The organism is Kribbella caucasensis (genome assembly GCF_004361855.1).
GTDB classification, from domain to species: Bacteria; Actinomycetota; Actinomycetes; order Propionibacteriales; family Kribbellaceae; genus Kribbella; species Kribbella caucasensis.
Window position 1 is genome coordinate 318121 of record NZ_SNWQ01000009.1, and the last position, 26329, is coordinate 344449.

The 26329-nt window shown below is 68.2% G+C and carries 30 protein-coding genes and 1 tRNA gene; 15 read left to right on the forward strand and 16 right to left on the reverse strand.

Annotated features, from left to right (window positions below; translation table 11 throughout):
* Window positions 1-3 precede the first annotated feature (3 nt).
* Window positions 4-1116 carry a glutamate 5-kinase gene (gene proB / locus EV643_RS20730; protein WP_133801740.1) on the forward strand — a complete coding sequence of 371 codons (1113 nt, stop codon included), beginning with the start codon at window positions 4-6 and terminating at the stop codon, window positions 1114-1116.
* On the opposite strand, the gene EV643_RS20735 is transcribed toward proB, so the two are convergent.
* From EV643_RS20735 to EV643_RS20750, 4 genes are read right to left on the reverse strand one after another with little or no spacing between them, the layout of a single operon-like run.
* Window positions 1113-1508, reverse strand: a complete 396-nt coding sequence (locus EV643_RS20735) for a universal stress protein (RefSeq protein WP_133801741.1) — start codon at window positions 1506-1508, stop codon at window positions 1113-1115. The two genes, proB and EV643_RS20735, sit on opposite strands and share 4 nt — an antisense overlap.
* Entirely contained in the window at window positions 1508-3043 is a 1536-nt protein-coding gene (locus EV643_RS20740; protein ID WP_133801742.1) for a tripartite tricarboxylate transporter permease, read from the reverse strand. Before EV643_RS20740 ends, EV643_RS20735 begins: the two co-directional genes overlap by 1 nt.
* Window positions 3043-3546 carry a tripartite tricarboxylate transporter TctB family protein gene (locus tag EV643_RS20745; protein ID WP_133801743.1) on the reverse strand — a complete coding sequence of 168 codons (504 nt, stop codon included), beginning with the start codon at window positions 3544-3546 and terminating at the stop codon, window positions 3043-3045. The genes EV643_RS20740 and EV643_RS20745 overlap by 1 nt, the downstream gene beginning before the upstream one ends.
* Complete coding sequence (locus tag EV643_RS20750; protein WP_133801744.1) at window positions 3546-4550, reverse strand: Bug family tripartite tricarboxylate transporter substrate binding protein; 1005 nt, start codon at window positions 4548-4550, stop codon at window positions 3546-3548. Before EV643_RS20750 ends, EV643_RS20745 begins: the two co-directional genes overlap by 1 nt.
* 146 nt (window positions 4551-4696) lie before the next feature.
* On the opposite strand from EV643_RS20750, the gene EV643_RS20755 reads away from it, so the two are divergent.
* Both EV643_RS20755 and EV643_RS20760 read left to right on the forward strand, forming a co-directional pair.
* Window positions 4697-6343, forward strand: coding sequence for a sensor histidine kinase (locus EV643_RS20755; RefSeq protein ID WP_202869657.1), 1647 nt, complete (start codon window positions 4697-4699; stop codon window positions 6341-6343).
* A complete protein-coding gene (locus EV643_RS20760) occupies window positions 6340-7023 on the forward strand; it encodes a response regulator transcription factor (RefSeq protein WP_202869658.1) in 684 nt (227 codons plus the stop codon). The genes EV643_RS20755 and EV643_RS20760 overlap by 4 nt, the downstream gene beginning before the upstream one ends.
* Window positions 7024-7069: 46 nt before the next feature.
* Here the strand turns inward: EV643_RS20760 and EV643_RS20765 are convergent, their stop codons facing one another.
* Window positions 7070-7732 carry a GntR family transcriptional regulator gene (locus tag EV643_RS20765; protein WP_133801745.1) on the reverse strand — a complete coding sequence of 221 codons (663 nt, stop codon included), beginning with the start codon at window positions 7730-7732 and terminating at the stop codon, window positions 7070-7072.
* 79 nt (window positions 7733-7811) lie between these two features.
* Here EV643_RS20765 and EV643_RS20770 point away from each other — a divergent pair, with 79 nt between their 5' ends.
* From EV643_RS20770 to EV643_RS20795, 5 genes are all read left to right on the forward strand, one after another.
* Window positions 7812-8873, forward strand: coding sequence for an Ldh family oxidoreductase (locus EV643_RS20770; RefSeq protein WP_133801746.1), 1062 nt, complete (start codon window positions 7812-7814; stop codon window positions 8871-8873).
* Entirely contained in the window at window positions 8870-9187 is a 318-nt protein-coding gene (locus EV643_RS20775; protein WP_133801747.1) for a putative quinol monooxygenase, read from the forward strand. Before EV643_RS20770 ends, EV643_RS20775 begins: the two co-directional genes overlap by 4 nt.
* Window positions 9184-9597 carry a cupin domain-containing protein gene (locus EV643_RS20780; protein ID WP_133801748.1) on the forward strand — a complete coding sequence of 138 codons (414 nt, stop codon included), beginning with the start codon at window positions 9184-9186 and terminating at the stop codon, window positions 9595-9597. The genes EV643_RS20775 and EV643_RS20780 overlap by 4 nt, the downstream gene beginning before the upstream one ends.
* The gene (locus tag EV643_RS20785) at window positions 9594-10967 is read left to right on the forward strand and encodes an aldehyde dehydrogenase family protein (protein ID WP_133801749.1); all 1374 of its coding nucleotides are present in this window, start codon (window positions 9594-9596) and stop codon (window positions 10965-10967) included. Before EV643_RS20780 ends, EV643_RS20785 begins: the two co-directional genes overlap by 4 nt.
* A gap of 312 nt (window positions 10968-11279) precedes the next feature.
* Window positions 11280-12542 (forward strand): glutamate-5-semialdehyde dehydrogenase, encoded by a 1263-nt coding sequence (locus EV643_RS20795; protein ID WP_238165693.1) that lies wholly within the window; start codon window positions 11280-11282, stop codon window positions 12540-12542.
* A gap of 58 nt (window positions 12543-12600) precedes the next feature.
* Here EV643_RS20795 and EV643_RS20800 read toward each other — a convergent pair whose 3' ends face one another.
* From EV643_RS20800 to EV643_RS20830, 7 genes are all read right to left on the reverse strand, one after another.
* The gene (locus EV643_RS20800) at window positions 12601-13161 is read right to left on the reverse strand and encodes a GNAT family N-acetyltransferase (RefSeq protein ID WP_202869659.1); all 561 of its coding nucleotides are present in this window, start codon (window positions 13159-13161) and stop codon (window positions 12601-12603) included.
* Window positions 13145-14653: an ABC transporter ATP-binding protein gene (locus EV643_RS20805; RefSeq protein ID WP_133801751.1), complete on the reverse strand. Its 1509-nt coding sequence runs from the start codon at window positions 14651-14653 to the stop codon at window positions 13145-13147. Before EV643_RS20805 ends, EV643_RS20800 begins: the two co-directional genes overlap by 17 nt.
* Window positions 14650-15483 (reverse strand): ABC transporter permease, encoded by an 834-nt coding sequence (locus EV643_RS20810; protein ID WP_238165694.1) that lies wholly within the window; start codon window positions 15481-15483, stop codon window positions 14650-14652. The genes EV643_RS20805 and EV643_RS20810 overlap by 4 nt, the downstream gene beginning before the upstream one ends.
* Complete coding sequence (locus EV643_RS20815; protein WP_238165695.1) at window positions 15480-16424, reverse strand: ABC transporter permease; 945 nt, start codon at window positions 16422-16424, stop codon at window positions 15480-15482. Before EV643_RS20815 ends, EV643_RS20810 begins: the two co-directional genes overlap by 4 nt.
* Window positions 16421-17971, reverse strand: a complete 1551-nt coding sequence (locus EV643_RS20820; protein WP_133801752.1) for an ABC transporter substrate-binding protein — start codon at window positions 17969-17971, stop codon at window positions 16421-16423. Before EV643_RS20820 ends, EV643_RS20815 begins: the two co-directional genes overlap by 4 nt.
* A gap of 152 nt (window positions 17972-18123) precedes the next feature.
* Entirely contained in the window at window positions 18124-18813 is a 690-nt protein-coding gene (locus EV643_RS20825) for a 4'-phosphopantetheinyl transferase family protein (RefSeq protein WP_133801753.1), read from the reverse strand.
* Window positions 18813-19709 carry a winged helix-turn-helix transcriptional regulator gene (locus EV643_RS20830; protein WP_133801754.1) on the reverse strand — a complete coding sequence of 299 codons (897 nt, stop codon included), beginning with the start codon at window positions 19707-19709 and terminating at the stop codon, window positions 18813-18815. Before EV643_RS20830 ends, EV643_RS20825 begins: the two co-directional genes overlap by 1 nt.
* An 84-nt stretch (window positions 19710-19793) precedes the next feature.
* Between EV643_RS20830 and EV643_RS20835 the strand changes: the two genes are divergently transcribed.
* Window positions 19794-21026, forward strand: a complete 1233-nt coding sequence (locus EV643_RS20835; RefSeq protein WP_133801755.1) for an MFS transporter — start codon at window positions 19794-19796, stop codon at window positions 21024-21026.
* On the opposite strand, the gene EV643_RS20840 is transcribed toward EV643_RS20835, so the two are convergent.
* Window positions 20947-21396 (reverse strand): Lrp/AsnC family transcriptional regulator, encoded by a 450-nt coding sequence (locus EV643_RS20840; protein ID WP_133801756.1) that lies wholly within the window; start codon window positions 21394-21396, stop codon window positions 20947-20949. The two genes, EV643_RS20835 and EV643_RS20840, sit on opposite strands and share 80 nt — an antisense overlap.
* A gap of 145 nt (window positions 21397-21541) precedes the next feature.
* Between EV643_RS20840 and EV643_RS46505 the strand changes: the two genes are divergently transcribed.
* From EV643_RS46505 to EV643_RS20860, 6 genes are all read left to right on the forward strand, one after another.
* On the forward strand, window positions 21542-21670 hold the full coding sequence (locus tag EV643_RS46505; RefSeq protein WP_255513022.1) for a hypothetical protein: 129 nt from the start codon (window positions 21542-21544) through the stop codon (window positions 21668-21670).
* 87 nt (window positions 21671-21757) lie between these two features.
* Window positions 21758-21916: a hypothetical protein gene (locus EV643_RS44215; RefSeq protein WP_166665519.1), complete on the forward strand. Its 159-nt coding sequence runs from the start codon at window positions 21758-21760 to the stop codon at window positions 21914-21916.
* Between the two features lie 18 nt (window positions 21917-21934).
* Window positions 21935-22546: a nicotinate-nucleotide adenylyltransferase gene (nadD, locus tag EV643_RS20845; protein ID WP_133801757.1), complete on the forward strand. Its 612-nt coding sequence runs from the start codon at window positions 21935-21937 to the stop codon at window positions 22544-22546.
* Window positions 22547-22555: 9 nt separating this feature from the next.
* The gene (gene rsfS / locus EV643_RS20850) at window positions 22556-22945 is read left to right on the forward strand and encodes a ribosome silencing factor (protein WP_133801758.1); all 390 of its coding nucleotides are present in this window, start codon (window positions 22556-22558) and stop codon (window positions 22943-22945) included.
* Window positions 22942-23589 (forward strand): histidine phosphatase family protein, encoded by a 648-nt coding sequence (locus EV643_RS20855; protein ID WP_133801759.1) that lies wholly within the window; start codon window positions 22942-22944, stop codon window positions 23587-23589. Before rsfS ends, EV643_RS20855 begins: the two co-directional genes overlap by 4 nt.
* Window positions 23590-23787: 198 nt before the next feature.
* Window positions 23788-23863, forward strand: a tRNA-Ala gene (locus EV643_RS20860).
* 14 nt (window positions 23864-23877) lie between these two features.
* Here EV643_RS20860 and EV643_RS20865 read toward each other — a convergent pair.
* The 3 genes from EV643_RS20865 to EV643_RS20875 form a co-directional block, all read right to left on the reverse strand.
* Window positions 23878-25107 (reverse strand): tyrosine-type recombinase/integrase, encoded by a 1230-nt coding sequence (locus EV643_RS20865; protein WP_202869660.1) that lies wholly within the window; start codon window positions 25105-25107, stop codon window positions 23878-23880.
* 172 nt (window positions 25108-25279) lie between these two features.
* Window positions 25280-25582 (reverse strand): helix-turn-helix domain-containing protein, encoded by a 303-nt coding sequence (locus EV643_RS20870; protein WP_133801760.1) that lies wholly within the window; start codon window positions 25580-25582, stop codon window positions 25280-25282.
* A gap of 29 nt (window positions 25583-25611) precedes the next feature.
* Window positions 25612-26238 carry a replication initiator gene (locus EV643_RS20875; protein WP_370452329.1) on the reverse strand — a complete coding sequence of 209 codons (627 nt, stop codon included), beginning with the start codon at window positions 26236-26238 and terminating at the stop codon, window positions 25612-25614.
* Between the last annotated feature and the right edge of the window lie 91 nt (window positions 26239-26329).

Consider the following 26329-nt stretch of genomic DNA (forward strand, 5'->3'; position numbering starts at 1 on the left):
CCGATGAAACGTCGCGCGGAGGTCACCCGCGCCACCCGCATCGTGGTGAAGGTCGGTTCGTCGTCCCTCACCCAGCGCGGCAAGATCGATCTCGAACGGCTCCGGCTGCTCGTCGACGCGCTCGCCGCCCAGCGGGTGGAGGGCACCGAGGTGGTGCTCGTCTCCTCCGGCGCGATCGCCGCCGGCCTCGCTCCGATGGGTCTGCGGTCCCGGCCGCGCGACCTGGCCACGCAGCAGGCCGCCGCGTCGGTCGGGCAGGGACTGCTGATGGCTCGCTACAGCGACGCGTTCGCGGCGCACGGGCTCAAGGTCGGCCAGGTCCTGCTGACCGTCGACGACGTGACCCGGCGCAGCCACTACCGCAACGCATACCGGACCTTCGCGCGCCTGCTGGAGCTCGGTGTGGTCCCGATCGTGAACGAGAACGACACGGTCGCCACCACCGAGATCCGCTTCGGCGACAACGACCGGCTCGCCGCGCTGACCAGTCACCTCGTCCATTCCGAGCTGCTGGTGCTGCTGTCGGACGTGGACGGCCTGTACGACGGGGATCCACGCAAGCCCGGTACGACGATGCTTACGGACGTCCGCGGCCCGGCCGACCTGGAGAAGCTGAAGATCGGCCGGACCGGATCGTCTGGAGTCGGTACGGGTGGCATGCAGACGAAGGTCGAGGCGGCCGCGATCGCCACGGAGGCAGGGATTCCGGTGGTCCTCACCTCGGCCGGACACGTTGGTGAGGCGTTGCGCGGCGACCCTGTCGGCACGCTGTTCCACCCGACGGGTCGACGACGCAAGACCCGGTTGCTTTGGCTGGCCCACGCCACTTCGGGCCAAGGACGTCTGCAGTTGGACGAGGGCGCAGTACGGGCCGTGACGGAACGCCGTACGTCGCTGCTGCCGGCCGGGATCAGCGCGGTCGAGGGCACGTTCTCCGCGGGCGACCCCGTCGATCTGGTGTCGCCCGCGGGCGTGGTCGTCGCGCGCGGGCTGGTGAACTACGACGCCAGTGAGCTACCCGATCTGCTCGGCCGGTCGACCCGGGATCTGGCCCGCGAGCTCGGTGCGGCGTACGAGCGCGAGGTCGTCCATCGCGACGACCTCGTGCTCCTCTAGGCCTTTCCCTTCACGGCAAGGACCGGGCATTCGGCCTGCAACAGAATGGTCTGCGCCTGGCTGCCCATGATCAGCTTGCCGACCGGGGTCCGGCGGCGCAGGCCGATCACGATCAGCTCGGCATTCAGATCGTTGGCGAGGGCAAGGATCTGCTCGGCGGCGTCCTTGCCCTCGACCAGCTGGACGAGTTCGTGATCGACCCCCGCGTCGGCCAGGCGCTGATCCACCGAATGCCACTCGGCGCCGGTCGCGAACCGCGGGTCGACGAGCGACTCGCCCCGGCTCGAGTTCACCACCACCAGCCGCTGGTGCCGGTGCTGGGCCTCCTCGATCGCGCTGTCCAGCGCGGCCATTCCCTCAGGGGTCGGCACGTAGCCGACGATGATCGCCATTACTGGCCTCCTGTCCGGTCCGAATGCTGCAGTTCTGGCGTTTCCCGCGACGCCCGGCGCTCCCGGATCCGGCCGACGATCGGCGGAACCACCAGCACCAGCACGATCACGGCGTACACGACCTTCGAGAACCAGGTGTTGTAGAGCCCGCTGACCGCGCCGTCACTGATCTGCAGTGCCCGCCGGAGCTGCTCCTCGGCGGTCGGGCCGAGGATGATCCCGATGATCGCCGGGACCACCGGCAACCCGTACCGGCGCATCCCGAACCCGAGTGCGCCGAGCAGGAGCAGCAGCCACAGGTCGAAGGTCGACAGGTTCGCGGCGTACGCGCCGATGCTGGCGAAGAACAGGATGCCGGCATAGAGGTACGGCCGGGGGATCCGCAGCAGCTTGGCCCACATCGGCGCCAGCGGCAGGTTCAGCGCGAGCAGGATCACGTTGCCGATGAAGAGGCTGGCCACGAGTCCCCAGACCAGCTCGGGCTGGGTCTGCAGCAACCGCGGGCCGGGCTGGATGCCGTACCCCTGGAAGGCGCCGAGCATCACCGCGGCGGTCGCGGTGGTCGGGATCCCCAGCGTGAGCAGAGGAACCAGACCACCCGCGGCCGACGCGTTGTTCGTCGCCTCGGGACCGGCGACGCCCTCGATCGCACCCTTGCCGAACTCCTCGGGGTGCTTGGTCAGCTTCTTCTCGGTGACGTACGACAGGAAGGTCGGGATCTCCGCGCCGCCGGCCGGGACCGCGCCGAACGGGAAGCCGATCGCCGTCCCGCGCAGCCACGGCTTCCACGACCGCCGCCAGTCCTCCCGGGTCATCCGCGCCGCGCCGACCGAGATGATGTCGGCCGGTGTACGCCGCAGGTGCGCCGCGATCCAGAGCGCCTCGCCGACCGCGAACAGGCCGACCGCGACCACCACGACATCGATGCCGTCGGCAAGCTCCGGGATCCCCAGCGTGAGCCGCTGCTGACCGGATGTCGGGTCGATCCCGATCAGGCCGATCAGCAACCCGATCGCGAGCGCGGCCAGACCACGGACCTTCGACGCGCCGAGCACCGTGGTGACGGCGATGAACGCCAGCACCATCACGGCGAAGTAGTCCGGCGCGCCCATCTTGATCGCCAGCTTCACGATCTGGGGCGCCACCAGGGCCAGGCAGAGGGTGCCGATCGTGCCGGCGATGAACGACCCGATGGCCGCGGTGGCGAGGGCGGCCGCCGCCCGGCCTCGTTTGGCCATCTGGTTGCCCTCGATCGCGGTGACCACCGACGCGCTCTCACCCGGGGTGTTCAGCAGGATCGAGGTCGTCGAGCCGCCGTACATGCCGCCGTAGTAGATGCCGGCGAACATGATGAACGCCTGCGTCGGTTCCAGCGAGTACGTCAGCGGCAGCAGCAGCGCGATCGTCATGGCCGGGCCGATCCCGGGCAGCACGCCGATCGCCGTACCGAGCAGGACGCCGAGGAAGGCGTACAGCAGGTTCGTCGGGTGCGCGGCGGTGGCGAACCCGTTCATCAGCTCGGACAGTGCGTCCATCAGAGGATTCCCTTGAGGATCCCGGCCGGGAGCTTGATGTCCAGACCGAGGTAGAAGAGGTACCAGGTGCTGACTGACAGGACGATCGAGATGATCGCGTTGCGGATGAAGTGCCGGCTGCCGAGCGCGTAGGTGGTGCCGAAGAACAGCACCGCGCCCGACACCGGCCAGCCGAGCCGCTCGATCAGCAATGCGTTCGCGACGAAGGCCGCCACCAGCAGACCCAGCGTCTTGAAGTCGCTGCCGTGACCGAGGTCGACGTCCTCACCGGCCTCCTGCTCGCCGCGACCGCCCCGCAGTACGTCGATCGCCAGCAGGACCGCGGTCAGGACCAACAGCCCGCCGACCACCAGGGGCACTGTCTTCGGGCCGATCGGGCCGCGGATCGCGAGCTCCTGGAGGCGGAGGGCGTCGATCACCGCCCAGCCGCCCAGCACCAGGAGCAGCAGGGCCACACCGAGCTCGGAGCGGCCCTGCTTCACGCTCGTGGACGAGGTGCTCATCAGGCCACGAGACCCAGTTCCCGCAGAACGCCCGCGACCCGGTCGTTCTCGGTGGTCAGGAACGTCTTGAACTCGTCACCGGTCTGGAACGCGTCGGTCCAGCCCTGGTCGGCCAGCGTCTTCTTCCACTGCTCGGACTCGTGCATCTTGGTCAGCAGGTCGGTGAACTGCTTCTGCTTCTCCGCGGACAGCTCCGGCGGCGCGACGATACCGCGCCAGTTGGTGAAGACGAGGTCCACGTTGAGGCTCTTCAGCGTCGGCGCGTCGACCCCTGCCACCGGCTCCGCACTGGTGACGGCGAGGATCTTCACGTCCCCGCTCTTCGCCTGCTCGGCCACCTCGCCGATCCCGGTCGCCGCGAACGAGACCTTCTTGCCCAGTACCGCGGTCAGGAGCTCGCCACCACCGTCGTACGGGACGTAGTTGACGTCCTTCGGCTGGAGTCCGACCGCCTTCGCCAGCAGCATCGGGGTCAGGTGGTCCGGGCCGCCGGAGTTCGAGGCGCCGCCCACCGGCACCTTGCCCGGGTTGGCCTTCCACGCCGCGACCAGCTGGTCCAGGCTCGTGTACGGCGAGTCCTTCGGGACGACGATCGCCTCGGCCTCCTCGATCAGCTTCGCGATCGGAACGGTGTCCTGCAGGGTCGCCTTCGACTTGTTGGTGTAGACGGCCCCGACGACGCCGAGACCCATCTGCATCAGGATGTCTTCCTTGCCCTTCTCGTTCACCAGGCGCTGCAGACCGACGGTGCCACCAGCACCAGCGGTGTTGAACACCTCGACCGTGTCGGTCAGTTTGGCGTCCTGCATGGCCTTCGCGGCGGCCCGGGCGGTGATGTCGTAGCCACTGCCGGGGGAGTTTGGCACGAGGATGCGCAGCCCCTCGACCGGGCCGGATGCGGTCTCGCCGGAGCTGCCTTCGTCCGCGCTGACGCCGCAGCCGGCCGCCGTCACGGCGAGCGCCAGGACGGCGGTGATACTGCTGAACCAGGTCCGTGCTCGCACGGGAGTCTCCTCTGTCTCGGTGGAGCTTTCGCCGTCAGCGTGTCGCGGCCCGGTTCGGGTGTCACCGTTACGAGCGCAAACTCTGTTCTGCTCATTGTGCTCACGCCGATGTAGCGCGATCCGGAACCGGCCAGCAGAATCGAGCCGTGATAGCAAGGTGGCTGCGGCAGTGGCAGCGGAAGTGTCACGGGCGGTTCGGACGGCGTCGGTGGACGCTGGCCGGACGCATGCTGGCCGTGCAGTTGCTGATCGTCTTCGTCGTCCTGATCGGCGTCGCCGCCGTCTCGCTGGCGCAGTCCAACGCCCGGTTCCGCGACACCGAGGGCAAGCGAGCCCTCGCCATCGCCGAGCGGCTCGCCGCGACGTCCGGCGTCCGGGCGGTGGCGGCGCCCGGTGGCAGGCTCCGCTTCATCGGCCAGGCCCAGTCCGTGATCGAGTCCGACCGCATCTACTCCGATTCCACGTATGTCAAGATCGCGATCCGGGACCGGCGCATCATCGCGTCCACCGACCCGCTGCCGGTCACGTCCGTCGTACGGCTCCAGGAGACCGAAGCCTTCCAGGGCCGGGGCTGGGTGGGCCGGGACGAGGTCACCGGCGCCGCCCTGGCGATGGCGCCGATCATCAACGAGACCACCAGGGAGACTGACGGCGTGGTGGCGGTCGGGCGGCAGTACCCGTCGCTGCTGGCCAATCTGGAGATGGCCCTGCCCAATCTGCTCACCTATCTCGGCATCGCGAGCCTGCTCGGCGTGGCCGGGTCGTTGCTGCTGGCAAGGACGGTGAAGCGGCAGACGCTGGGGCTGGAACCGCGCGAGATCACCGGGCTGGTCGAGCAGCGGGAGGCGTTGCTGCACGGGATCAAGGAAGGCGTGCTCGCGGTCGACCTGGAGCGGCGGATCACGATGGTCAACGACGAGGCCGCGCATCTGGTGGGCATCCCGCTCGCCTCAGCCGGCCGGGCGCTGCCCGAGGTCGACCTGACCGGCCGGCTGGTGGAGATCTTCGACGGCCCGGAGCCCGCGACGGACCGGATCCTGCCGCTGCACGGCCGGGTGCTGACCCTGAACCGGATGCCGGTCCGCAGCCACGGCCGGCACATCGGCTGGGTCGCGACCTTCCGGGACCGGACCGAACTGCTCGAACTACAGCGCGAACTCGACCTGACCCGCAACACCACCGACACACTGCGTGCCCAGGCGCACGAGTTCAGCAACCGGATGCATATCGTCAGCGGACTGATCTCGCTGGGCGAGTACGAGGAGGTACTGCGCTACATCCAGCAGGTGGCCGCGGACCAGACCGAGCTGACCGCCGGCGTCACCGCCCGGGTGGCCGATCCCGCGGTCGCGGCGTTGCTGATCGCGAAATCCAGCCAGGCCGCGGAGCGTGGGGTCACCTTCGTGATCGAGCCGGGCAGTCTGCTGCCGAAGCTGGACGAGCGGCTCGCGACAGATACGTCGACCGTGCTGGGGAATCTGGTCGACAATGCGCTGGATGCCGCGGCCGGATCGCCCGATCCGTACGTCGTTGTGGAGGTGGTCCTGAAGGGCGACGCCGTACGGATCCTGGTCCGCGACTCGGGGCCGGGGGTGGACAGCGCGATGCAGCATCGTGTCTTCACGCATGGGTTCAGTACCAAGGACACCGAGGCGGGCGATGATCATGGGATCGGACTCGCGCTGGTCCGGGTGATCTGCCGCAAGCGGGGTGGCGACGTGACCGTGCACAACGACGATGGCGCGGTCTTCGTGGCGACCCTGCCGATGCGAGTACCGGTGGTGCGGTCGTGATTCACGTGCTGGTGGTCGACGATGACTTCATGGTGGCGCGGCTGCATTCGAGTGTGGTGGCGCGGCAGCCCGGGTTCGAGGTGGTCGGGGCGGCGCGCACGGGTGCGGATGCGCTGACCGCCGTCCGTTCGTTGCGGCCCGATCTGGTGCTGCTCGACATCTATCTACCGGACATGAGCGGCCTGGAGGTACTGCGTCGGTTCCGCGAGTCGTCGGCCGATTACCCGGTCGACGTGATCGTGATCAGTGCGGCTCGTGATCTGGAAACCCTGCGGACCGCGCAGCACGGTGGTGTGTTCCAGTACTTGGTGAAGCCGTTCGAGATCGATTCGCTGCGGGTGCGGTTGGAGGAGTACGAGGCGTACCGGGCCCAGCTGCACGAGCTGACCGAGATCGACCAGGCGGAGGTCGACCGGGTATTCCGATCGTCCGGGAGCCGGGCCGCCGTCGCCGCGCCGAAGGGGATCAGCCCCGAGACCACGGACCTCGTCGTACGGGCTCTCGGCGAGGCCCCGGACGATGGCATGTCGGCAAGCGACTGCGCCGCGGTAACCGGCTTGTCGCGCAGCAGCACCCGCCGCTATCTCGAGCACCTGGTAACAATCGGCCGCGCCGAAATGCGCCCGCGCTACGGCGTCGCCGGCCGCCCCGAGCGCAGATACCGCCTACTGCAACGCTAGGCCTCCCAGCGCTCTGTCCCGGCGGCTTGGGGCGCTGTAGCTGGTTTCAGTGCTGTGGCAGGCGTTCTCCGATCGCGTTGAGGGCTGTGTCGCGGGCGCTCAGGACGTGAGCCTGGGCCAGCGCGCACGCCCGGTCGGCATCTCCGGTGACGAGGGCGTCGAGAATCCCGCGGTGCTCCTCCAACGCGGCGGATCGCCGGAGCTGGGACTGGTTCGTGAAGGCCCGGTAGCGCGCCATCTGGCTGTCCACCTGCGCATGCAGCCGAGTCGCCCACCCGTGGTCCGCGATCTCGGCGATCTTCAGGTGGAAGTCGTGGCCGGCGTTCATCGCATCCTCGGCGAACTCGACGAGCAGCTCGTTCCGCACAACCAACTTGGTCAGCTCCAGCCCAGCGCTCTCCGTCATCCGCTCCGTCGCCTCCGCCGCCATGAGCCCCTCTAGCGCCGCGCGGACTGTGTAGAGCTCGTCGATCTCCTCGGCCGACAACGTCCGCACCACCATCCCTCCGGTCGGCAACTGCTCGAGCAGATCCTCGGCGAGCAGCAGTCGTAGCGCCTCGCGGAGCGGCGTCCGGCTAACCGCCAACTGCTGCGCGAGCTCCGGCTCGAACAACCGCTGCCCGGGCCGCAGGTCCAACGTGAGGATCCGGCGTTTCAACTCCGCGTACACGACCTGGCCGCCGGACACGCGCCGCAGTTTGTCCGTCATCCGATCCTCCTTTGCGTACTTGTGTACAAGTATGCTTCCATCTCCTCAGAGTCGCAAACGGCCGAGAGGGGAGCAGGTAATGACACACCGGACCCGCCCAGATGCGCTGCTGACCTTCACCGAGGCCGTATTACGCGCCGAGGGCGTCCCCGAGCCTGATGCGCACCTCCTGGCCGACACCCTGGTGACGGCCGAGCTCTGGGGCCACGCATCCCACGGCATGCTCCGCCTTCCTTGGTATGTCACCCGCCTCCGCACCGGCGCGATGGAGCGGCAGACCCGGGTCGAGCGCCTCCGCGACACCGGTCCGTTGGTGCTGCTCGACGGGTGCAACGGCATCGGCCAAGTAGTCACCGCGCACGCGGTCGACCTCGGCGTCGAGCGGGCTCGCGAACACGGGGTGAGCGCCGTCGCCATCCGGAACTCGGGCCACTTCGGCACCGCGGCCTACTTCACCCGCAGGGCGGCGGCGGAGGGCTGCGTCGCGCTGCTCTGCACGAACGCCAGCCCCGCGATGGCACCGTGGGGCGGCCGGACCAAAAGCATCGGCACGAACCCCTGGTCGATCGCCGCACCGGCCGGTCGGCGCGGGATCGTGGTGATGGATCTGGCCAACACGGCCGTTGCCCGAGGCAAGGTCTACCTGGCGGCGGAGCGCGGTACGCCTATCCCACCGGACTGGGCGGCCGACGCCGAGGGCAACCCGACGACCGACGCGCGGGCCGCGATCGAGGGGCTGATCCTGCCGATGGCGGGTCCGAAGGGGTACGTCATGTCGTTCATGTTCGACATCCTGGCCGGGGTGCTGACCGGCAGCGCCTTCGGCAGTTCCGTGGCCGGGCCGTATCAACCGGACGCCATCAGCGGAGCCGGGCACCTGTTGCTCACGATCGACGTCGCCGCTTTGGCCGATCCCGCTGAGTATGCCGAGCGGATCGAGGCTCTCGTCGACTCCACCCGATCGGCCGAGACCGCTGCCTGGGCCGACCGGATCCTCGTCCCGGGCGAGCTGGAGGACCGGACCCTCGCCGAGCTGACGAAGTCCGGCATCACCTTGACCACCACAACCTGGGCGAGCCTGGTCGCGCTCGGCGCCGAGACGCGCGTCGACCTGCCGCCCGCGGAGGAGCTAGCCGCATGATCAGCCTCACCGTCTCCCTGCAGGTCATGGCCGGTCACCTCGAGCCGTTCATCGAGGCGATCCGGACGAACGCCGAGCGCTCGTTCACCGACGAGCCCGGCTGCCTGTCGTTCGACGTCAGCCAGGACCTGACCGACGACCACCACTTCACTTTGTACGAGCTATATGCCTACGAGGCCGCGGTCGAGGCCCATCGATCCGCGCCGCACTTCAAGGTCTGGCGCGCGGCCGTCGCCGACCACGTCGTGCCGGGCAGCCAGGCCAACACGCTGGCCCGCAGGCTCGTCCACCACTCATCCGAGGAGAACCGATGAACCTCCTGATCCGTCCCGGCGAGATCGTCCCGTTCGACCGAGGCAACGGCGTCGTCACCCTCCCGTACGTCGGCCGCTGGAACGCCACGGCCAACCGCATCACCACCGGCCAGACCTCTTTCGCTCCCGGTACCGGCCTTCCACTGCACAGCCACAACGTCGAGGAGTCGGTACTGATCCTCGAAGGCGAGGCGGTCGCGGAGATCGACGGCGAGACCTTCGATCTGGTCGCGGGGGATGCGACCTGGGTCCCGGCGGACGTCCCGCATCGGTTTTACAACCGCGGCGAGGGCCCGATGCGGATCTACTGGGTGTACGGCGGCCGGGACGTGACGCGGACGATGACCGCGACGGGGGAGACGTTCGAGCACCTCTCGGAAAGCGACCGAGGCGGGTTGAGCACCCGATGATCGTCACGGTGAATCCCGCCGACGGGACCAAGCTCGCGGAGTATCGGCCGATGACGCCCACCGAGGTGGACCAGGTCGTCGGTCAGGCCGCGAGTGCGGCGGCTTCGTGGGGATCGGTCGAGCTGCCTGCTCGCCTGGAAGCCCTGACCCGGTTGGCCCAGGAGCTTCGCGGTGGGCGGGACCAGATGGCCGCCCTGATCACGGCCGAGATGGGCAAACCACTTGCCGAGGCAGAAGGTGAGATCGAGAAGTCGGCCGTCACCGCGGAGTACTACGCGGCGCATGGTCAGGCGATCCTCGCCGACGAGCCGGTCGCGATCGAGGGTGCGCAGGCCTGGGTCTCGTACGAGCCGATCGGGTTGGTGCTCGCGGTGATGCCGTGGAACTTCCCGGTCTGGCAGGTGCTGCGGTTCGCCGTACCGACCCTTGCTGCCGGCAACGGAGTCCTTCTGAAGCATTCGCCGAACGTGACCGGTTCGGCTCTGGCGATCGAGGCGTTGTTCCGAGCTGCCGGCTTCCCACCTGGCTTGGTCAGCGTCCTGGTCATCGATGAGCCCGAGGTGCCGTCAACTGTCGAGCGCTTGATCGCCGACGATCGCATCGCCGCCGTGACGCTGACCGGCAGCAATCGCGCCGGAGCAGCCGTCGGAGCCGCAGCCGGGCGAGCAGCGAAGAAGTCCGTCCTCGAGCTAGGCGGCTCAGACGCCTTCGTAGTCCTCGCCGACGCGGACATCGAGGCCGCCGCTGCCGCCGCCGTCCGGGCGAGGTTCACCAACTCAGGTCAGAGCTGCGTCTGCGCCAAACGCTTCATCGTCGAGGCCTCCATCGCCGACGAGTTCATCGACCGCTTCGTGCAGGACGTAAAGAACCTGACGATCGGCGACCCGACGGACCGCTCGGTGACGGTCGGCCCCCTCGCCCGCGATGACCTGCGTGCCGCCCTCCAACGCCAGGTCGAACGGTCCCTGGCAGCCGGCGCCGTTCTCGCGGTCGGCGGCCGGAGCATCGACGGCCCCGGCTACTTCTTCGAACCAACCGTCCTCACCGGCACCCGCCCCGGCATGCCCGTCTTCGACGAAGAAACCTTCGGCCCGGTCGCCGCCGTAGCGATCGCCGCCGACCCCGACGACGCCATCACCCTCGCCGCCGCCACCCAGTACGGCCTCGGCCTGAGCATCTGGACCTCCATCCCCGCCCGTGGAATAGCCCTGGCCCGCCACATCACCACCGGCGCCGCCTTCATCAACGCCGCAGTAGCCTCCGACCCCCGCCTCCCCTTCGGCGGCACCAAACAAAGCGGCCACGGCCGAGAACTCTCCACCGCCGGCCTCCGAGAATTCACCAACCCCCGAACCTACTGGGTCGCCTAGCCGCAAACCCAAGCAAACCCCAGCCCCACCGCCAACCCACCCGACCCCGCGCCGCGCCCGCACCCGGGCCGGCGCCGCACCGCGCCGCGCCCGCACCCGGGCCGGCGCCGTACCGCGCCGCGCCCGCACCCGGGCCGGCCCCGCGCCGCGCCCGCACCCGGGCCGGCACCGCGCCCCGCACTCGCTGGGGCTTGAACAAGAACCGGGGAGTTTGGACAAGGTATTTCTTGTTCAAGGGCCCCGGTTCTTGTTGAAGGTCCCGGGGTGCGGACGGGGGAGCGGGCGGATTGGGGGTCGCCCTACGATGAAGGGGTGAGCGAGATTATTGAGCTGTGTCGGCGGGCTCGGGAGGCGTCGTACGCGCTGGCTGCGGCTTCGCGGGCGACCAAGGATGCGGCGCTGCATGCGATGGCGGCGGCGTTGCGGGATAACACCGAGACCATCGTCGCGGCCAACTCAAAGGACGTTGCTGCTGCGCGCGAGGCCGGGACGCCGGAGTCGACCGTCGACCGGCTGGCTCTGGATCCGGGCCGGGTGGACGCGATGGCGGCGGGGCTGGAGCAGCTTGCCGGTTTGGTCGACCCGGTCGGCGAGGTGGTTCGTGGTTACACGCTCCCGAATGGGCTCGAGCTCAAGCAGGTGCGCGTGCCGTTCGGCGTCGTCGGCATCATCTACGAGGCCCGCCCGAACGTGACCGCCGATGCGGCCGGCATCTGCCTGAAGTCCGGCAACGCCGTCCTGCTCCGCGGCTCCTCCTCGGCAGCCGCGTCGAACGAGGCGATCGTCGCCGTACTCCGCGAGGCCGCGACCCAGGCCGGTCTGCCCGCGGACGTGATCCAGGGCGTACCGGGCGACCGAGCGGCCGTGAAGGAGCTGATGCAGGCTCGCGGCCTGGTCGACGTACTGATCCCGCGGGGCGGCGCCGGCCTGATTCAGACCGTGGTCACCGAGTCCACCGTCCCCGTGATCGAGACCGGCGTCGGCAACTGCCATATCTACGTCGACGAAGACGCCGACCTCGACCTGGCGCTCACCATCCTGCTCAACGCCAAGACCCAGCGCCCGAGCGTCTGCAACGCCGCCGAGTCGCTCCTGGTGCATGCCTCGGTCGCCGACCAGTTCCTCGCCAAGGCCCTCCCCGCCCTGGCTCAAGCCGGCGTCACCGTCCACGGCGACCCGACTGTCGTTGCTCAAGGCAAAGACATTCCCGAGGCCAAGGACATTCTCGCGGCCACCGAGGAGGACTACGGCAAGGAGTACACCTCCCTGGACCTGTCCGCAGCGGTCGTCGACTCGATCGACGCGGCCATCGCCCACATCCGCAAGTACAGCTCGGCCCACACCGACGCCATCATCACCCGCTCCCAGTCCGCCGCTCGCCGGTTCACCCAGTCCGTCGACTCTGCCGCGGTGGTGGTCAACGCCAGCACCCGGTTCACGGACGGCGGCGAGTTCGGCTTCGGCGCCGAGATCGGCATCTCCACCCAGAAACTCCATGCCCGCGGACCGATGGGCCTGCCCGAAATGACCAGCACCAAGTACGTCGTCATCGGCGAAGGCCAGATCCGCACCTGACCCGGCCACCCGCGCTCCATCCGGCCACCCGCACCCGATCCGGCCCCACCGGATCCAGCTACCCGCGTCGACCAGGGATCGGGATCTCGAAGTGCACGGCCGGGCTGTACTGCGGGTCGGTACGGCCGTCGTAGATCTCCTTGCCAACACTGCGCCAGAACGGCTCCGCCCCTTCGATAGCAGCGTTCGTGTGCAAGTAGATCGCGTTGTACCCCACCGTGTTCGCGACGAACTCGCACGCCAACGACACGAGCGCCCGAGCGAGCCCATTGCGACGATGTTCCGCCCGGACGTACACCCGAAAGATCTGCGCGGTCGCACCTGACGGATACCGTTCCGCGATCCACGGCGGATGCGGCGGACTCTGAGGCCCATCCGCCCGGACGGCAGTAGTGCCGACGATCTCGTCGTCCAGGACAGCCACGAACAACGCATGCCTCGGCTGATCGAAGTACGTGCGATCCATGTCGATCACGTCGGCATGCCAGCGCGGGATGTACCCGGATCCGAGCACGTGGTAGAAGGTGTCGAGCATGACCGACCGTGCTCCGTCGGCATCCTCGCGCAGCGCGGGCCGAACGAGATAGCGGCCCGCCTGACGTTCACCCGGCGCTGCCAAGACTTGCCTCCTCATGCATAAGGGCAACAACATCCGCGGTACGGCCGTGCTCGACGATGCGCCCGTCGTCCATGAGCAGCACCCCATGAGCGAGCCCGGCGACCACCGCGAGGTCGTGGGTGATGACCATGAGGGCGCACCCCGTGTCCTCCTGGAGCTTGCCGAGTACGTCGAGCAGGTCCGCGTGGGTCACCGTGTCCAGCCCGGAGGTGATCTCGTCGCAGATCAGCAGATCTGGTTCGGCGAGCGTGGCGCGTACGAGTGCAGCGCGCTGGAGTTCGCCACCGGACATCGAGCCGGGCAGCCGGGTCGCGTTGGCCTCGGCGATCCCGAGCCGATCGAGTCCGTCGACCGCTCGCGCACGGGCTTCCGCGCGGGGGAGCCCACGAAGGCGTTCGGCCGTGCGCGCCACCTGGTCGAGCACCGGGACGAACTCGTTGAACGAGGCGCGCGCGTCCTGGAACACATACTGAATGCGGGCCAACTGCGAGAACGATCGCCGCCGGAGCAACGGTGACAGCGGCGTACTCCAGAGCAGGATTTCCCCTTGGCGGAAAGGATGAAGCCCGGCGATGCATCGAGCCAAAGTGGTCTTGCCGCTGCCGGAGCGCCCGACGATGGCGATTCGGTCGCGTGGCCGGATCTCCAGGGAAATGTCATGAAGGGTGTCGACACGACGATGGCCGGCCACGAGGCGACGTACCGACACCACAGGGGTGCTCTCCTCCAGAACCGGCGGGGGAGCGGCTGGGTTCCGCCCGGCGGCGTTGATCAAGCGGATCGTGTACTGGTGCTGCGGGGTGCCGAGGACGTCGAGACACGGTCCGGACTCCACGGCAGAGCCGCGGTGCATGACCAATACATGGTCGGCGAGAGCGCGGACGAGTTCGAGGTCGTGGGTGAGCAGCAGGATCGCGATGCCTTGCCCGGCGACGGCACGCAGTTCTTCGATGAGTTGGGCGCGGATCACCGCGTCCTGCCCGGTGGTCGGCTCGTCCGCGATGAGCACCTTCGGCTGGCCGACGAGTTCGTGAGCCAGTACGACGCGCTGCTGCTGTCCGCCGGAGAGCTGATGCGGGTAGCGGCGCAGGAACCTCGATCCGTCGGGCATCTGCGCTTGCCGCAACGCATCCAGAACCCGCTGCTGGACCGGCGATCCACCACCGTGGAGCCGAGCGATCTCGCGCAGTACAGGACCGATCCGGCGGACGGGATTCAGCGCCGCCGAGGGATGCTGCGGGATATAGCCAACCACCCCAGCCGGGGGTGAGTTCGAGGAATCCACCGTAGAACCCGCGACCTCGACCTGCCCGGTCAACTGCGCACCGGACGGACTCTCACCCAGCAGCGCAAGCGCCGTCGTGGTCTTGCCGCTCCCCGACTCACCGACCAGCGCCACGATCTCCCCAGCACCCACCGAGAACGACACGTCGGACACGATGTCCCGCGAGCCAACCCGCACAGTAAGAGAGCGAACGTCGACGACCGTCACCGAGCCACCCCTTCCATCGCACGGTCTCGCAGCCAGCGGTCGAACGCCAGATTCACCCCGATGGACAACATCACGATCAGCAGCGCGGGCAACACAACCGCCCACGGCTGCACGAACAGCCCGGTGCGATTTCGGTCGACCATCGCGGCCCAGTCACTCGTCTGCGGCGACACCCCGACCCCCAGGAAGCTCGCCGAAGCGACCAGATAGATCGCACCGGTGAACCGGGTACCAAGATCGGCCGCCAGAGTCCGTCGCATCGCGCGAGCCACATACCCGAGCCCGATCCGGATCCGGCTCTCGCCCTGCAACCGCATCGCCTCGACAGCGGGCCGAGCGGACACCGACAACGCAGCAGCGCGACTGATCCTCACGACATCGGGCAGATTGATCAGCACCACGACACCGATCAGCACCCACGGGATCCCCGGGGCGACCGACGCGAGCAGCAGAAGCATGAGCATCGACGGCACCGCGAGCAGCAGATCGAGCGGACGCATCACCGCCTCGTCAAGCAGCCGGTTGCGCGTCATCCCCGCGACCAGCCCAACCGGTACGGCGATCAGATAGGTGCACACGGTCGCCACAACCGCGACGACGACCAGCGAACGTCCCCCGAGCAACACCTCGTTCCACACGTCCCGCCCGACGAAATCGGTACCAAACCAGTGCCCGCCACCCAGTACGAAAGCCACGTCTTTGGTGGTGTCGTCGGACGCGATCACCGGCCCGACGAGAGCAAGCAGAACCGGAACAGCGACGAGCATCCCGGGTACGGCGTACCGGCGTACGAGCACCCCCGGTACGGCGTACCGGCGCGCGACCCTCATCGGCCGGCCTCCGCAGTGGGGGAGAGGACGCGGGCGGCAACGTCTGCCGCAAGATTGACCAGCACGGTGGTTGTCGCGAACACCACCGCCAGCCCCTGGATCACCGGCAGATCCCGGGCGGCGACGGCCTGTACCAACGTGGTCCCCAGCCCGGGCACGACGAAGATCGCCTCGATCACGATCACCCCGCCGACCAGCCAGTCGATGGTCCGGGCTAGCTGCTGGATCGCCGGCGTGACCGCATTCGGCAGAGCATGCGCAAACCGCACCCGCGTGGGGGAGAGCCCGATCCGTCGCACGTGCCGGACGTACTCCGAGCGCTGCGCGTCGATCATGCCGGCCCGGATCAGCCGGCTCAGCGAGCAGATCGGCCTCAGCAGCAACACGAAGACGGGAATCACGAGCACAGCCGGGTTGCTCAGCAACGAGGTCCCGACCGCGGTCGGCGGGAGCCAGCGCAGCTGTACAGCGAACACGGTGACGATGAGCAGGCCCATCGCGAACTCCGGCGCGGAGTACAAGCCGAGAGTAGTGCTGGTGATCAGCCGATCCAGTCGGCTTCCCTCTCGATTTGCGGCGAGGACACCGAGCCCGACCGACAGCGGAATCAGCAGGACGAGGGTCAGCCCGGCAAGCAGCAAGGTCGGCCCGGCCGCGGAAGCGATGATGTCGACTACCGATCGCGGTCCCACCAGCGACTGGCCGAAGTCGCCGTGCAACGCGGCGGCCAGCCAGTCGCCGAGACGATGCCACGCCGGCTCGTTGAGACCGAGACGTTCCCGCAGTACTGCGATGATCGCCGGATCCGGGTTGTCCCCGGCAATCGTGACGGCCGCATCGCCCGGCAACGCCTCGGCCAGGAAGAACACTCCGCACATCACCAGCGGAACCTGGATGACACCGAGAAGGGTGCGCCGGGCAACGTAGCTCGGCAGCGTCACGCCAGCCAGACCTTGTCGTACCGGGCCCAGTCGAGCGTGTTGGCCGGCGCCTGCGCGGAGATGCCGTTGACGTTCGAGGCGGAGGCGACGATCCAGTCCGACACGCCCCACCAGAGGAAGCCGCCCTCGTCGAACAGCTGCTGCTGGATCTGCAGATACAGCTCCGCGCGACGCGCTTCGTCAGTGGTGGATTGCGCTTGGTAGTAGAGCGCGTCGAAACCGGGGCGTTGCCACTTGGTGTTGTTGGTCGTCGAAGTTGTCAGCAGCCGCTGGGAGATGTGGGACTCCAGCGGCATCCCGCCGGATCGGTAGCTGGCGAGCACACCGTTCTTCGCGATGTCGGCCCAGTAGGTGTCCTTGGTGCCGAGCTTGACGTTGAGGTTGAGGCCGATCTTGCGGGCCTGGTCGCTGATCGCCAGCGCGGCCTCCTTGAGCCCGGTCGAGGCTTCGGAGGTGTCGAAGTCGATCGTCATTCCTTCGGCGCCGGCCTGTTTCACGAGTGCCCGGGCCCGGTCGAGATCCTGGTTGCGCTGCGGCAGCGAGCCGGCGTAGTACCGATAGCCCTTGCCGTAGAGGTCGTTGCAGAGTTGGCCCGAGCCCTGGAAGACGGACCGGACCAGTTCGTCCCGGTCGACGAGGTGGAACAGCGCCTGCCGCAGTTCGGGTCGGTTGAACGGCGGCCGATCGACCTTCATGGCGAGGCCCTGGAAGTTGCTCAGCGGCAGCCGGTGGACCTGGAGCTGCCCGCTCTGCTCGTGGGTGCGGGCGCTGGTCGGGGTCAGGTCGTGGGCGTACTCGACCTGCCGGCCGAGCAGCGCGTTGACCCGGGCGGCCTCGTCGTTGGTGACGACGATCTCGAGCTCATCCAGGTACGGCGTACCGTCCCAGTAATCGGGGTTGCGGGTGGCAACGAAACTCCGGCCCGGTGCGAAGGAGCTGAACTTGAACGGGCCGGACCCGATCGGCCGGTCGAAGTTCGTCGTGCCTTCCGGGATGATCGCGGTGCCGATGGTGGCCAGCGCGTTGGGGAATTCGGCGTACGGGCGCTTCAGCCGGAACTCCACGGTGCGGTCGTCGATCGCGCGGCTGTTGGCCAGATCGATCACCGCCAGGCTGGACTTCGCCCGGAAGGTGCTGCCCGGCTCGACGATCCGCGCGAAACTGGCGAGCACGTCGCGGGCGCGGACCGGGCGTCCGTCGTGGAACGTTGCCTGTCGCAACGTGATGCGCCAGGTCCGCAGATCCGCGCTCGGCTCCCACCGCTCGGCCAGTCGTGGTTGGGGTGTCATGTCCGAGCCGTAGTCGGCCAGCTTGTCGAACAAGGCCTTGGCGCGCGCGATCTCGACGTACAGGGACGTCTTGTGCGGATCGAGTACCTCGGCCGCGCCGCCGCCGGCGAACGCCGCCCGCAACCGGCCGCCGGAACGTGGCTGGCCGCCGGTGGAAGAAGCGGTCTCGCCGGCGCAACCAGGCAACACCGCGGCGGTAGCACCGGCTGCGGCGAGACCGAGAAAACCCCGGCGATTCAGGACGGATTCGTACGGCATGGCGGGGGATCTCCGTTTTCGCAAGGGCAGGCAGGCGGGTACGCCGGACGCGCGGCGTACCTCGCCCTCGGCTTCAGGCGAAAACGATAATGGTTTTCAATTGCTCGAACAAGCGGTTTCCCGTAGTGGGCGGGGTGGCAAGCACCACACCCCTAGTGCGCGAGCAGCGGTCCGGCGTCGATCGAGTGGACCGTCAACTCCGTCTCCGTCAGCGCCGCCAATGCGGCCGCATGCCGCGATCCCACCTCGAGATCCACCAGCCGCACGGTGCCGTCGTAACCCGCCCACTCGACCAACCGAGCGTCCTGATCCGGCGGGCTGACGACAACCTTCCGCAGGTCGGCCCGGATCCCATCCCCGGTCGCCTTCACCACGGCTTCCTTCCGGGCCCAGTACGTCGTGAACGCCCGCGCCCGCCCCGTCCCGTCGTACCGCCCCAGTTCCTCGACCTCCACGTCGGCCAGGCTCACCGACCCCAGCGCGTCCGTATCGATCCCCGGATCCACCACCTCGACATCGAGACCCACCGCCACCCCGGGATGGAACGCGACCCCGACCAGCTCCCCGGAGTGCGAAACCGACAACTCCACGCCGGGAGCCCGGACCTTCCCGTGCGGCCGCCCACAATCGGGGCAACTCCGATCCAACCGAACACTTGCCGGCGGCATCAAAAGCTGCACCCCGAGAACCCGCCGTACGATCGCGCACCCCACCAGGAACCTCGCCTTGTCCCCGTCCCGCGCGTACGCCGCCAGCCGTCCCCGCTCGACGGCATTCAGGTCCTCAGCGAGCTCCGGCCGAGCATCCCCGACCCGCCCCCACCAAACCTCGACAACGCTCATCACTCTCGAACCGAGCCATTCAGTTCCCGACTCACAGCAGTCAGCGCCCAGCTCACCGCAGCCGGAATATCCGTCACCGGGTACTGCGCGGCGCGCACCACCCGATCCGCCCCGACAACCACCACGAACCGCTTCAACCGCTCAACCCCGCCCGCCCGGAACGTCGGCAACCGCAGGGCCGCCGTCAACTCCAACTCCACATCCGACAACAGCAGATGCGGTATCGACTCCAACTCCGCAAACGAACTCTGCTCGTCCGGTCGCTGCGTACTGACCCCGTGCACCGCGATCCCTGCCGCAACGAACTCGTCCCGCCGCTCGGCGAACAACCGATTCTCCAACGTGCACCCATGAGCCCCCGCGATCTGCTGCCAGTCCGCCGGCAACGGACTCGGCCGCCCGGTCGCCGGATACCCGAAGATCACAGTCATCCGCGCGTCCGGATCAACGACGTCGGCCCGAGCGCCACTGGTTGCTGGCAGCAACAGACCGGCCGGGATCCGATGCCCGACGATCTCGTGTAGCCGATGCGCCGGCGGCTCGTCATCGTTGTTGGTCCCGGTCAACGACCCGTCGCCAAGTAGCCACCGATCGCCCCAGTCCTGCAGCGCCACCAGCACCGGCAACAGCGCGCGCCCCCGGGGCGTCAAGCGGTACGCGTGCCGAGTCGGGCGCTCCTGGTACGCCGTCCGCTCGACCACTCCGTTGTCGATCAGCAGGTTGAGCCGCTCGGTCAGCACCTTCCGCGAGATCCGTAGCGACTCGGCCAGCAGGTCGAACCGGTCGAGCCCGCGAGCGAGATCCCGGACGATCAGCAGCTCCCAGCCGTCGCCGACCACCGCGAGGGACTGGGCGATCGCACAGTCCGGCTCGGGCGAGTAGCTGCTCCGCCGCACGGCGCCCCCTCCAATCCGGTTGCCACCACGCTATCCGGCCGACTAAGTTCCTGTTAGGAACTCACTTTACTCCGGGAGGCCCGCGTGACGACGTGCTGGCGCCGGGTCGCCGAACTCCCCGGCTGGTTGAAGGCGGTGATGCTGGGACAACTGGTGAGCGCGGCCGGTGCATTGGCCTGGATCTACCTGACGCTCTACCTCGTAGAGGATCGCGGGATGTCCGCGCAGCACGCGGGCTTCGCCGCCGCGGCGTACGGCGTGGGTCTGCTCGGCGGGAACCTCAGCGGCGGCTGGTTCGGCGACCGGTTCGGTCTGCGTAGGGCGGCCATCGCGAGCCAACTGCTGTGGGCAGTCGCCTGTCTCGGCATGCCCATGGTTCCGACGACCGGACTCGCCGTACTGGCCGCGATCGCCGGCCTCTGCGGCGGCGCCAGTCGCCCGAATCTGAGCGCGCTCGTCGCGACTGCTCTCCCCGCCGAACGCCGCCGCGAAGGCATCGCGCTGTCCCGCTCCGCGAGCAACGCCGGCTTCACCATCGGTCCACCGCTCGGCGGCCTGCTGGCGGCGTACAACTTCTCGCTCGTCTTCGTGGTCGACGCCGTCACCAGTCTCGTGCTCGCCTTCGTGGTCTGGCGTTGGGTCCCGCGCGCCACCCGGATCGCCGCGCAGCACACCTCCGGCGTATGGCGAGCCCTGGTTCGCGACCGATCGGTCCTGGTTCTCCTCGGCGCGATCGTGGTGGTCGACACGGCGTACCGCCAGCTGTTCGCCACGATGCCTTTGATGCTGCGCGATGCCGGTTCGCCCGCGGCCGCGTACGGCGTACTGATCGGCCTGAGCTCGGTGGTCATCGTCCTACTGGAGGCGCCGCTCGCGATCCGCCTCCGCGCGCACCACGCCACCCGGGTGATCGCGACCGGGTTCACCCTCGTCGGACTCGGCTTGGCGGCAATCGGCGTGGCTGCGTTGGGTGTCTGGCCGGCCATCGTTGGTGCGGCGGTGGGTGTCGCGATCATCACCGGCGGCGAGATGCTCTACAAACCGACCGCGACCGCACATGTCGCCGATGCGGCGCCCGAGGGGATGGTCGGCCGATACTCCAGCCTGTACGCCGCTGCGTCGATCAGCGGGATGTTCCTCGCTCCGGCGCTCGGTGGTTCCGCCTACGAGCACGTACCCGACTTCCTGTACCCGGCGGCCGCAGTACTGGCCCTCGGCGCGGCTGCCGCGGTCCTGCTCAGTCGGGGAGGGGCGCGGGACGACCTTCCCAGCGAGTCGACAGGACCACGGTCGTCCGAGTCCGTACTACGCCGTTGACGCGGCGGAGCTGACCGACGACCGCCTCGAGCTCGGTCACGTCGGGCACCCGGACCTTCACCACCAGCTCCTGGTCGCCGGCCACGAACCAGCAGTCCTCGACCGCCGGGATCGCGCGGACGCCCTCGACGATCTCATCGGTCTCCACGTCGTCGCGCTGGAACAACCCGATCAGCGCGCTCGTGCCGAGTCCGACCTGCTCCGGCGCGACCACCGCGCGGTAGCCGAGCAGGACCCCACGTTCCTCCAGCCGCTTCACGCGTTCCTGGACGCTCGGGCCGGACAGCCCGACCACCCGGCCCAGCTCGGCCCAGCTGGACCGGCCGTTCGCGCGGAGTGCCTCGACCAGCTGCCGATCGATCGCGTCCATGGGTTTCCTTCCGTTCACCGCAGATTCGTAGGGGGAGCGCCGAATCTACCTTTAATTCGTTTGTCTCGCGGGCGCCTGGGCGGTAGAATTCCAAGTAGTCGGGGAGGTCGCCCCGACTACGGAACACCACCTTGTGAAGGGAATCATGATCACCCCCGAAGTCGCCCGTGCCCATATCGACGAGATGCGTCGTGTCGCTGCGCGGTACCAGCGCGGTGCCGCCGTCCCCTCCGTCTGGCGCCGGCTGCTGACCCGTCAGACCCGCCAGCACTGATCCTGTCGTCATTCTCCGCGCGACCGGTAGGTCCTACCAGGCCACCGGTCGCGCTTGCGTGCGGCTGTACGAGATAGGCTCTGCCCCATGGTTTCCGAACTTCTGCCGCAGCTGGCCGCGCTTGAAGAGGTGGCCGGCGAGACCGCGCACATCTCGCAGTGGTGGTACGGCGGTTTCACCCTGGTCGTTCTTGCCGGCCTGCTGGTCATCACCCTGATCATGGGCAAGGGCCGGCCGCACAGCTGAGCGGCGGAACGAGCTGACGTGACTTCACCGGAGCGGGTCCGGCGCCTGGGCGTGATGGGCGGCACCTTCGACCCGATCCACCACGGTCACCTGGTGGCGGCCAGCGAGGTGCAGTCGTACTTCGACCTGGACGAGGTGATCTTCGTCCCGACCGGTCAGCCCTGGCAGAAGAGCGACCGGGTCGTCTCCCCGGCCGAGGACCGGTACCTGATGACGGTGATCGCCACCGCCTCGAACCCCCGGTTCTCGGTCAGCCGGGTGGACATCGACCGCCCCGGCCCGACGTACACGATCGACACCCTGCGGGACCTGGCCCAGCTGTACCCGGACGCCGAGCTGTTCTTCATCACCGGTGCCGACGCGCTGGCCCAGATCCTCACCTGGCGCGACGTGGACGAGATGTTCAAGCTGGCCCACTTCGTCGGCTGTACCCGGCCCGGCACCGAGTCGGCCGAGCTGCCGCTGGACCGGCTGCCGATGGACCGGATCACGCTGCTCGAGGTCCCCGCGCTGGCCATCTCGTCGACCGAGTGCCGGCAACGGGTCGCGAAGGGCAACCCGACGTGGTACCTGGTACCCGACGGGATCGTGCAGTACATCGCCAAACGCGACCTCTACACCAACCACTAGAAGGAATACATGCCTGCCTCCGAACGTGCCGTCGAGCTGCTCACCGCGGCAGCCGAGGCGGCCCACGACAAGAAGGCCGAGAACGTGCTCGCGTTCGACGTCTCCGAGCAGCTCGCCATCACCGACGGCTTCCTGGTCGCCTCCGCCTCCAACGACCGCCAGGTCCGCGCCATCGTGGACGCGATCGAGGAGAAGCTGCGGATCGACTTCGACGCCAAGCCGGTACGCCGGGAGGGCGCGCGCGAGGGTCGCTGGGTGCTGCTCGACTACCTGGAGATCGTCATCCACGTCCAGCACGACGAGGAGCGCAGCTTCTACGCCCTCGAACGACTCTGGCGCGACTGCCCCACGATCCCGCTGCCGTCGCCCGTCCCCGGCCCCGCGACGTCCGCCGAATGACCGCCGGCCGGCTGATCGTCTGGCGGCACGGTCGGACGGAGTGGAACCTGCAGGACAAGGTCCAGGGCCAGGCCGACATCCCACTCGACGAGATCGGCGTCGCCCAGGCCCGCGCCGCGGCGGCCCGGCTCGCCTCGCTCGCGCCCACCCGCCTGTTCTCCAGCGACCTGCGACGCGCCGCCGCCACCGCCGGTGAACTGGCAGCCCTGACCGGCCTCACCATCGAGTTCGACAAAGCGCTCCGCGAGATCGACGTCGACGACTGGGCCGGCCTGACCATGGCCGAACTCGCCGACCGCCACCCCGAAGCCGCCGCCCGTATCCGCGCCGGCGAACCCCAACGCCGCGGCACCGCCGGCGAAACCGTCGAAGAAGTAGCCGCCCGCTTCGCCCCCGCCCTCACCCGAGCGGTCGAAACCGGCGACCCCTCCGACACCGTCGTCGTAGCCACCCACGGCCTGGCCGCCCGAGTCGGCATCTGCCTCTTCCTGGGCATCCCCCAAGACCACTGGCCCGCCTTCGGCGGCCTCGCCAACTGCAACTGGGTCTCCCTCCTCCCCAGCCGCCACAACCGCTGGCGAATCGAAGAATGGAACGCCGGCTCCCTCCCCGAACCAGTAATGAGCGACGACCCCCAACGCTGAGGCGGACGGAACAGCGGCAGCAGCCCGTACTACGACCGCCCGCCGCCGCAAACCACAGACCACCGCGCACCTACCGCACCTTCAACCTCGGCCTCCCACCCGCTCCGCCTCCCGTCCCACCAGCCCCTCCTGCCCCACCCACCCGATTTTTCTTTGCAGCCCGGTATCCGCTAAACTTCCGGAGTCGCAAGACACCGCGGGGCTTTGGCGCAGTTGGTAGCGCGCTTCCATGGCATGGAAGAGGTCAGGGGTTCGAATCCCCTAAGCTCCACCAGAAGTATCCGCAGGTCAGGAGGCATCTCGGCCTCCTGACGACTCCCCGCCAAGTGTCCCGGTGGGAGAGATTTGGGAGAACCGTTCGCCTCCCACCAGCTTCGCCGCAAGCATCGCTGCCTCTTGCTGAGCCTTCTTGATGGTGTCTCTGATCACGGGCACCCGACCGAGGAGCTTCTGCCGCTCGTCCTCCTCCAACGCCAGCACCGACGCAATCCACCGCTCCTCCAACGCCGCAAGAATTTGCCGCTCCATCTCTGGCGTGACGTGGTCGTAGACCCGCCCCATGCCCTTGACCTTATGCCCGAGCCGACCACGGCGAGCGACCTCAGGAATGCCGTCCTCAGTCAGCCAAGTCGCGTGCGTGTGCCGACCTTCGTGGAACCGGAAGCCGGACATGATGGCCGGGACATACCTCTTCGACGACGGTTTGTCCGCGTCAACGCCGTCCCACGCCGGGCGCCAAAACCGCTGCCGGAAGTTCGATCGGTACCAGGGCTTGCCGTGTAGTGAGGTGAACACGAACGACTCGCTTGGCCGCGTCGCCAGGAACAATTCATAGATCGCCGCGATGCTCGGAGGAAGTGGGACCCATCGCTCACCGGCCGGTGACTTGGTGCGAGCGTTCCTTTTGCTACGACGTGACCGTCGCGCTGTTGTGAGGAGTGGATCGGTTCGCTCGGTGACGTCGGCACCGCTCTTGAACAGTCGGCCATCGATCTCCTTGAGCGGCTCGAAGACGGCGATCGCCTTCTTGACCTCGTCGTACTCAGGGCGGGTTTGGCCGGCTAGCTCGCCCCAGCGTCCACCGGTGTAAGCGTTCAGCAGTCCGAACAGGAGGCCGCTCAACCCGAGCTCATTCTCATAGAGCCGCATGCTTGCCCGAAGCACCTGGAGCGGAGTCGCGACGAACTTCTCTGACTCCCACTCGCCACCAGTCACCCGAATGCCTGAGCACGGGTTCGCCGGGATCACCCTGGCCTTGACGGCGGCGTTCATGATCGTGGAGAAGCACCCGAAGTATGAGGCGACCGAGGAATCCTCGTACTCACCATGGAGATGGGTAACCCACGTCTCGATGTCGAAGTGGCTGTTGAAGATCCCAATCATCGGCCAGTCGCCCCACCTCGGAATCAACTGCTTATCGAGGTATCGCCGGTACTTGACCCTAGTGTTGTCACTCAGCCTGCCTGTCACGGCAGCGTGCCACTGATTCGCGAAGTCTTCGAACCGGATCTCGGCCACTCGTGGATCAATCCACGTGTTGTGGCGGATGCGCGATTCCTCATCACCCGCAGCTTCCAGCGCTGCCCGCTTCGTGCTGAAGCCTGACGTTGAACCGTAGGTTCCATCGGGTCGGCGGTAACGGCCACGCCATCCTGTGCCGCGCCTCTCTGCGTATGCCACCACTGGTCTCCTATGCGACTCGTGCAGACCGCGATCTCGTCGGTCGATTGACCGGCTTCTTCGCAGTCATGTGCAGGATCTCTTTCACGTCCTCGGCATCGAATCGGTAGTGCTTCCCGAAACGGTGATGAGGCAACAAACCAGCAGCGAGCTGATCCTTGATCGTCCGCGCCGGGATCTTGAGAACGACAGCCAGGTCATCGACCGTCAGCAGCTCGTCTACGCCGACAGTCGACTTGACCCCGAGCCGAGCAATCGCGTCGGCGAGCAGTCGCATCGAATCGGACAACCCCGCGTCCTCCTGTGCTGTCACCTGAACCTCCTTCCGTTGACAGTTACGTGTCACTCGTTGCCTGGCATCTCATCGACCACGTCCTTCAGCAGCCGCCGATGCTCACGTGCTTTGGCGGCGGCGGTGTTGGCGAGGAGTGCGTCGCCGATGGTTCGCCAGCCGGTGTTCGCGTAGGTGAAGTTGCCGACGATGAGGGTGGTTTCGGTGTCGTCGGTGTGGTCGGCGGTGCGGTGGCGTTCGCGTCGCCAGTTGGCGCGGGCTTCGCGGAGTGCTTTGAGGGTGGTGGAGTACTGGCGGGACTTGGTGGAGAAGTGGCCGCCGAAGCCGAGCATGTGTGCCCAGCGCTGGAGGCGGCGGTAGGACAGGCGTCCGGAGTTCTTCGCGGCTTCGGTTTCGTCGAGGTCGGAGCCGGGGCGTCCGAGTCGCCAGCAGGCGTCGACCAGTCGGCCGGCGTGGGTGTGCGGGGTGGCGTAGCGGTTGACGGTCGCGTTGGTGAGCCGTGCTGAGGAGTGCCCGGTCGCTTCGGCCGCTTTGGTGGCGTACTTGGCGAGGTATCCGGCGACGGCGGTTTCGGTGATCACCCCGTCGACGGCTTGCCGGACAGGGCGTACGTCGAGTTGAGTTCCCCATTCGATGAGCCAGCCATTGGGCTGGTCGGGGTGGGGCAGGGACCCAATACCGGTAACTTTAGCTCTGGCGCACGATGTTGATCGTGTCCGGCGGGGGTTGGGTCAGGTGGCGGTCGATGGGCTTCTTGGCGGGGAATGG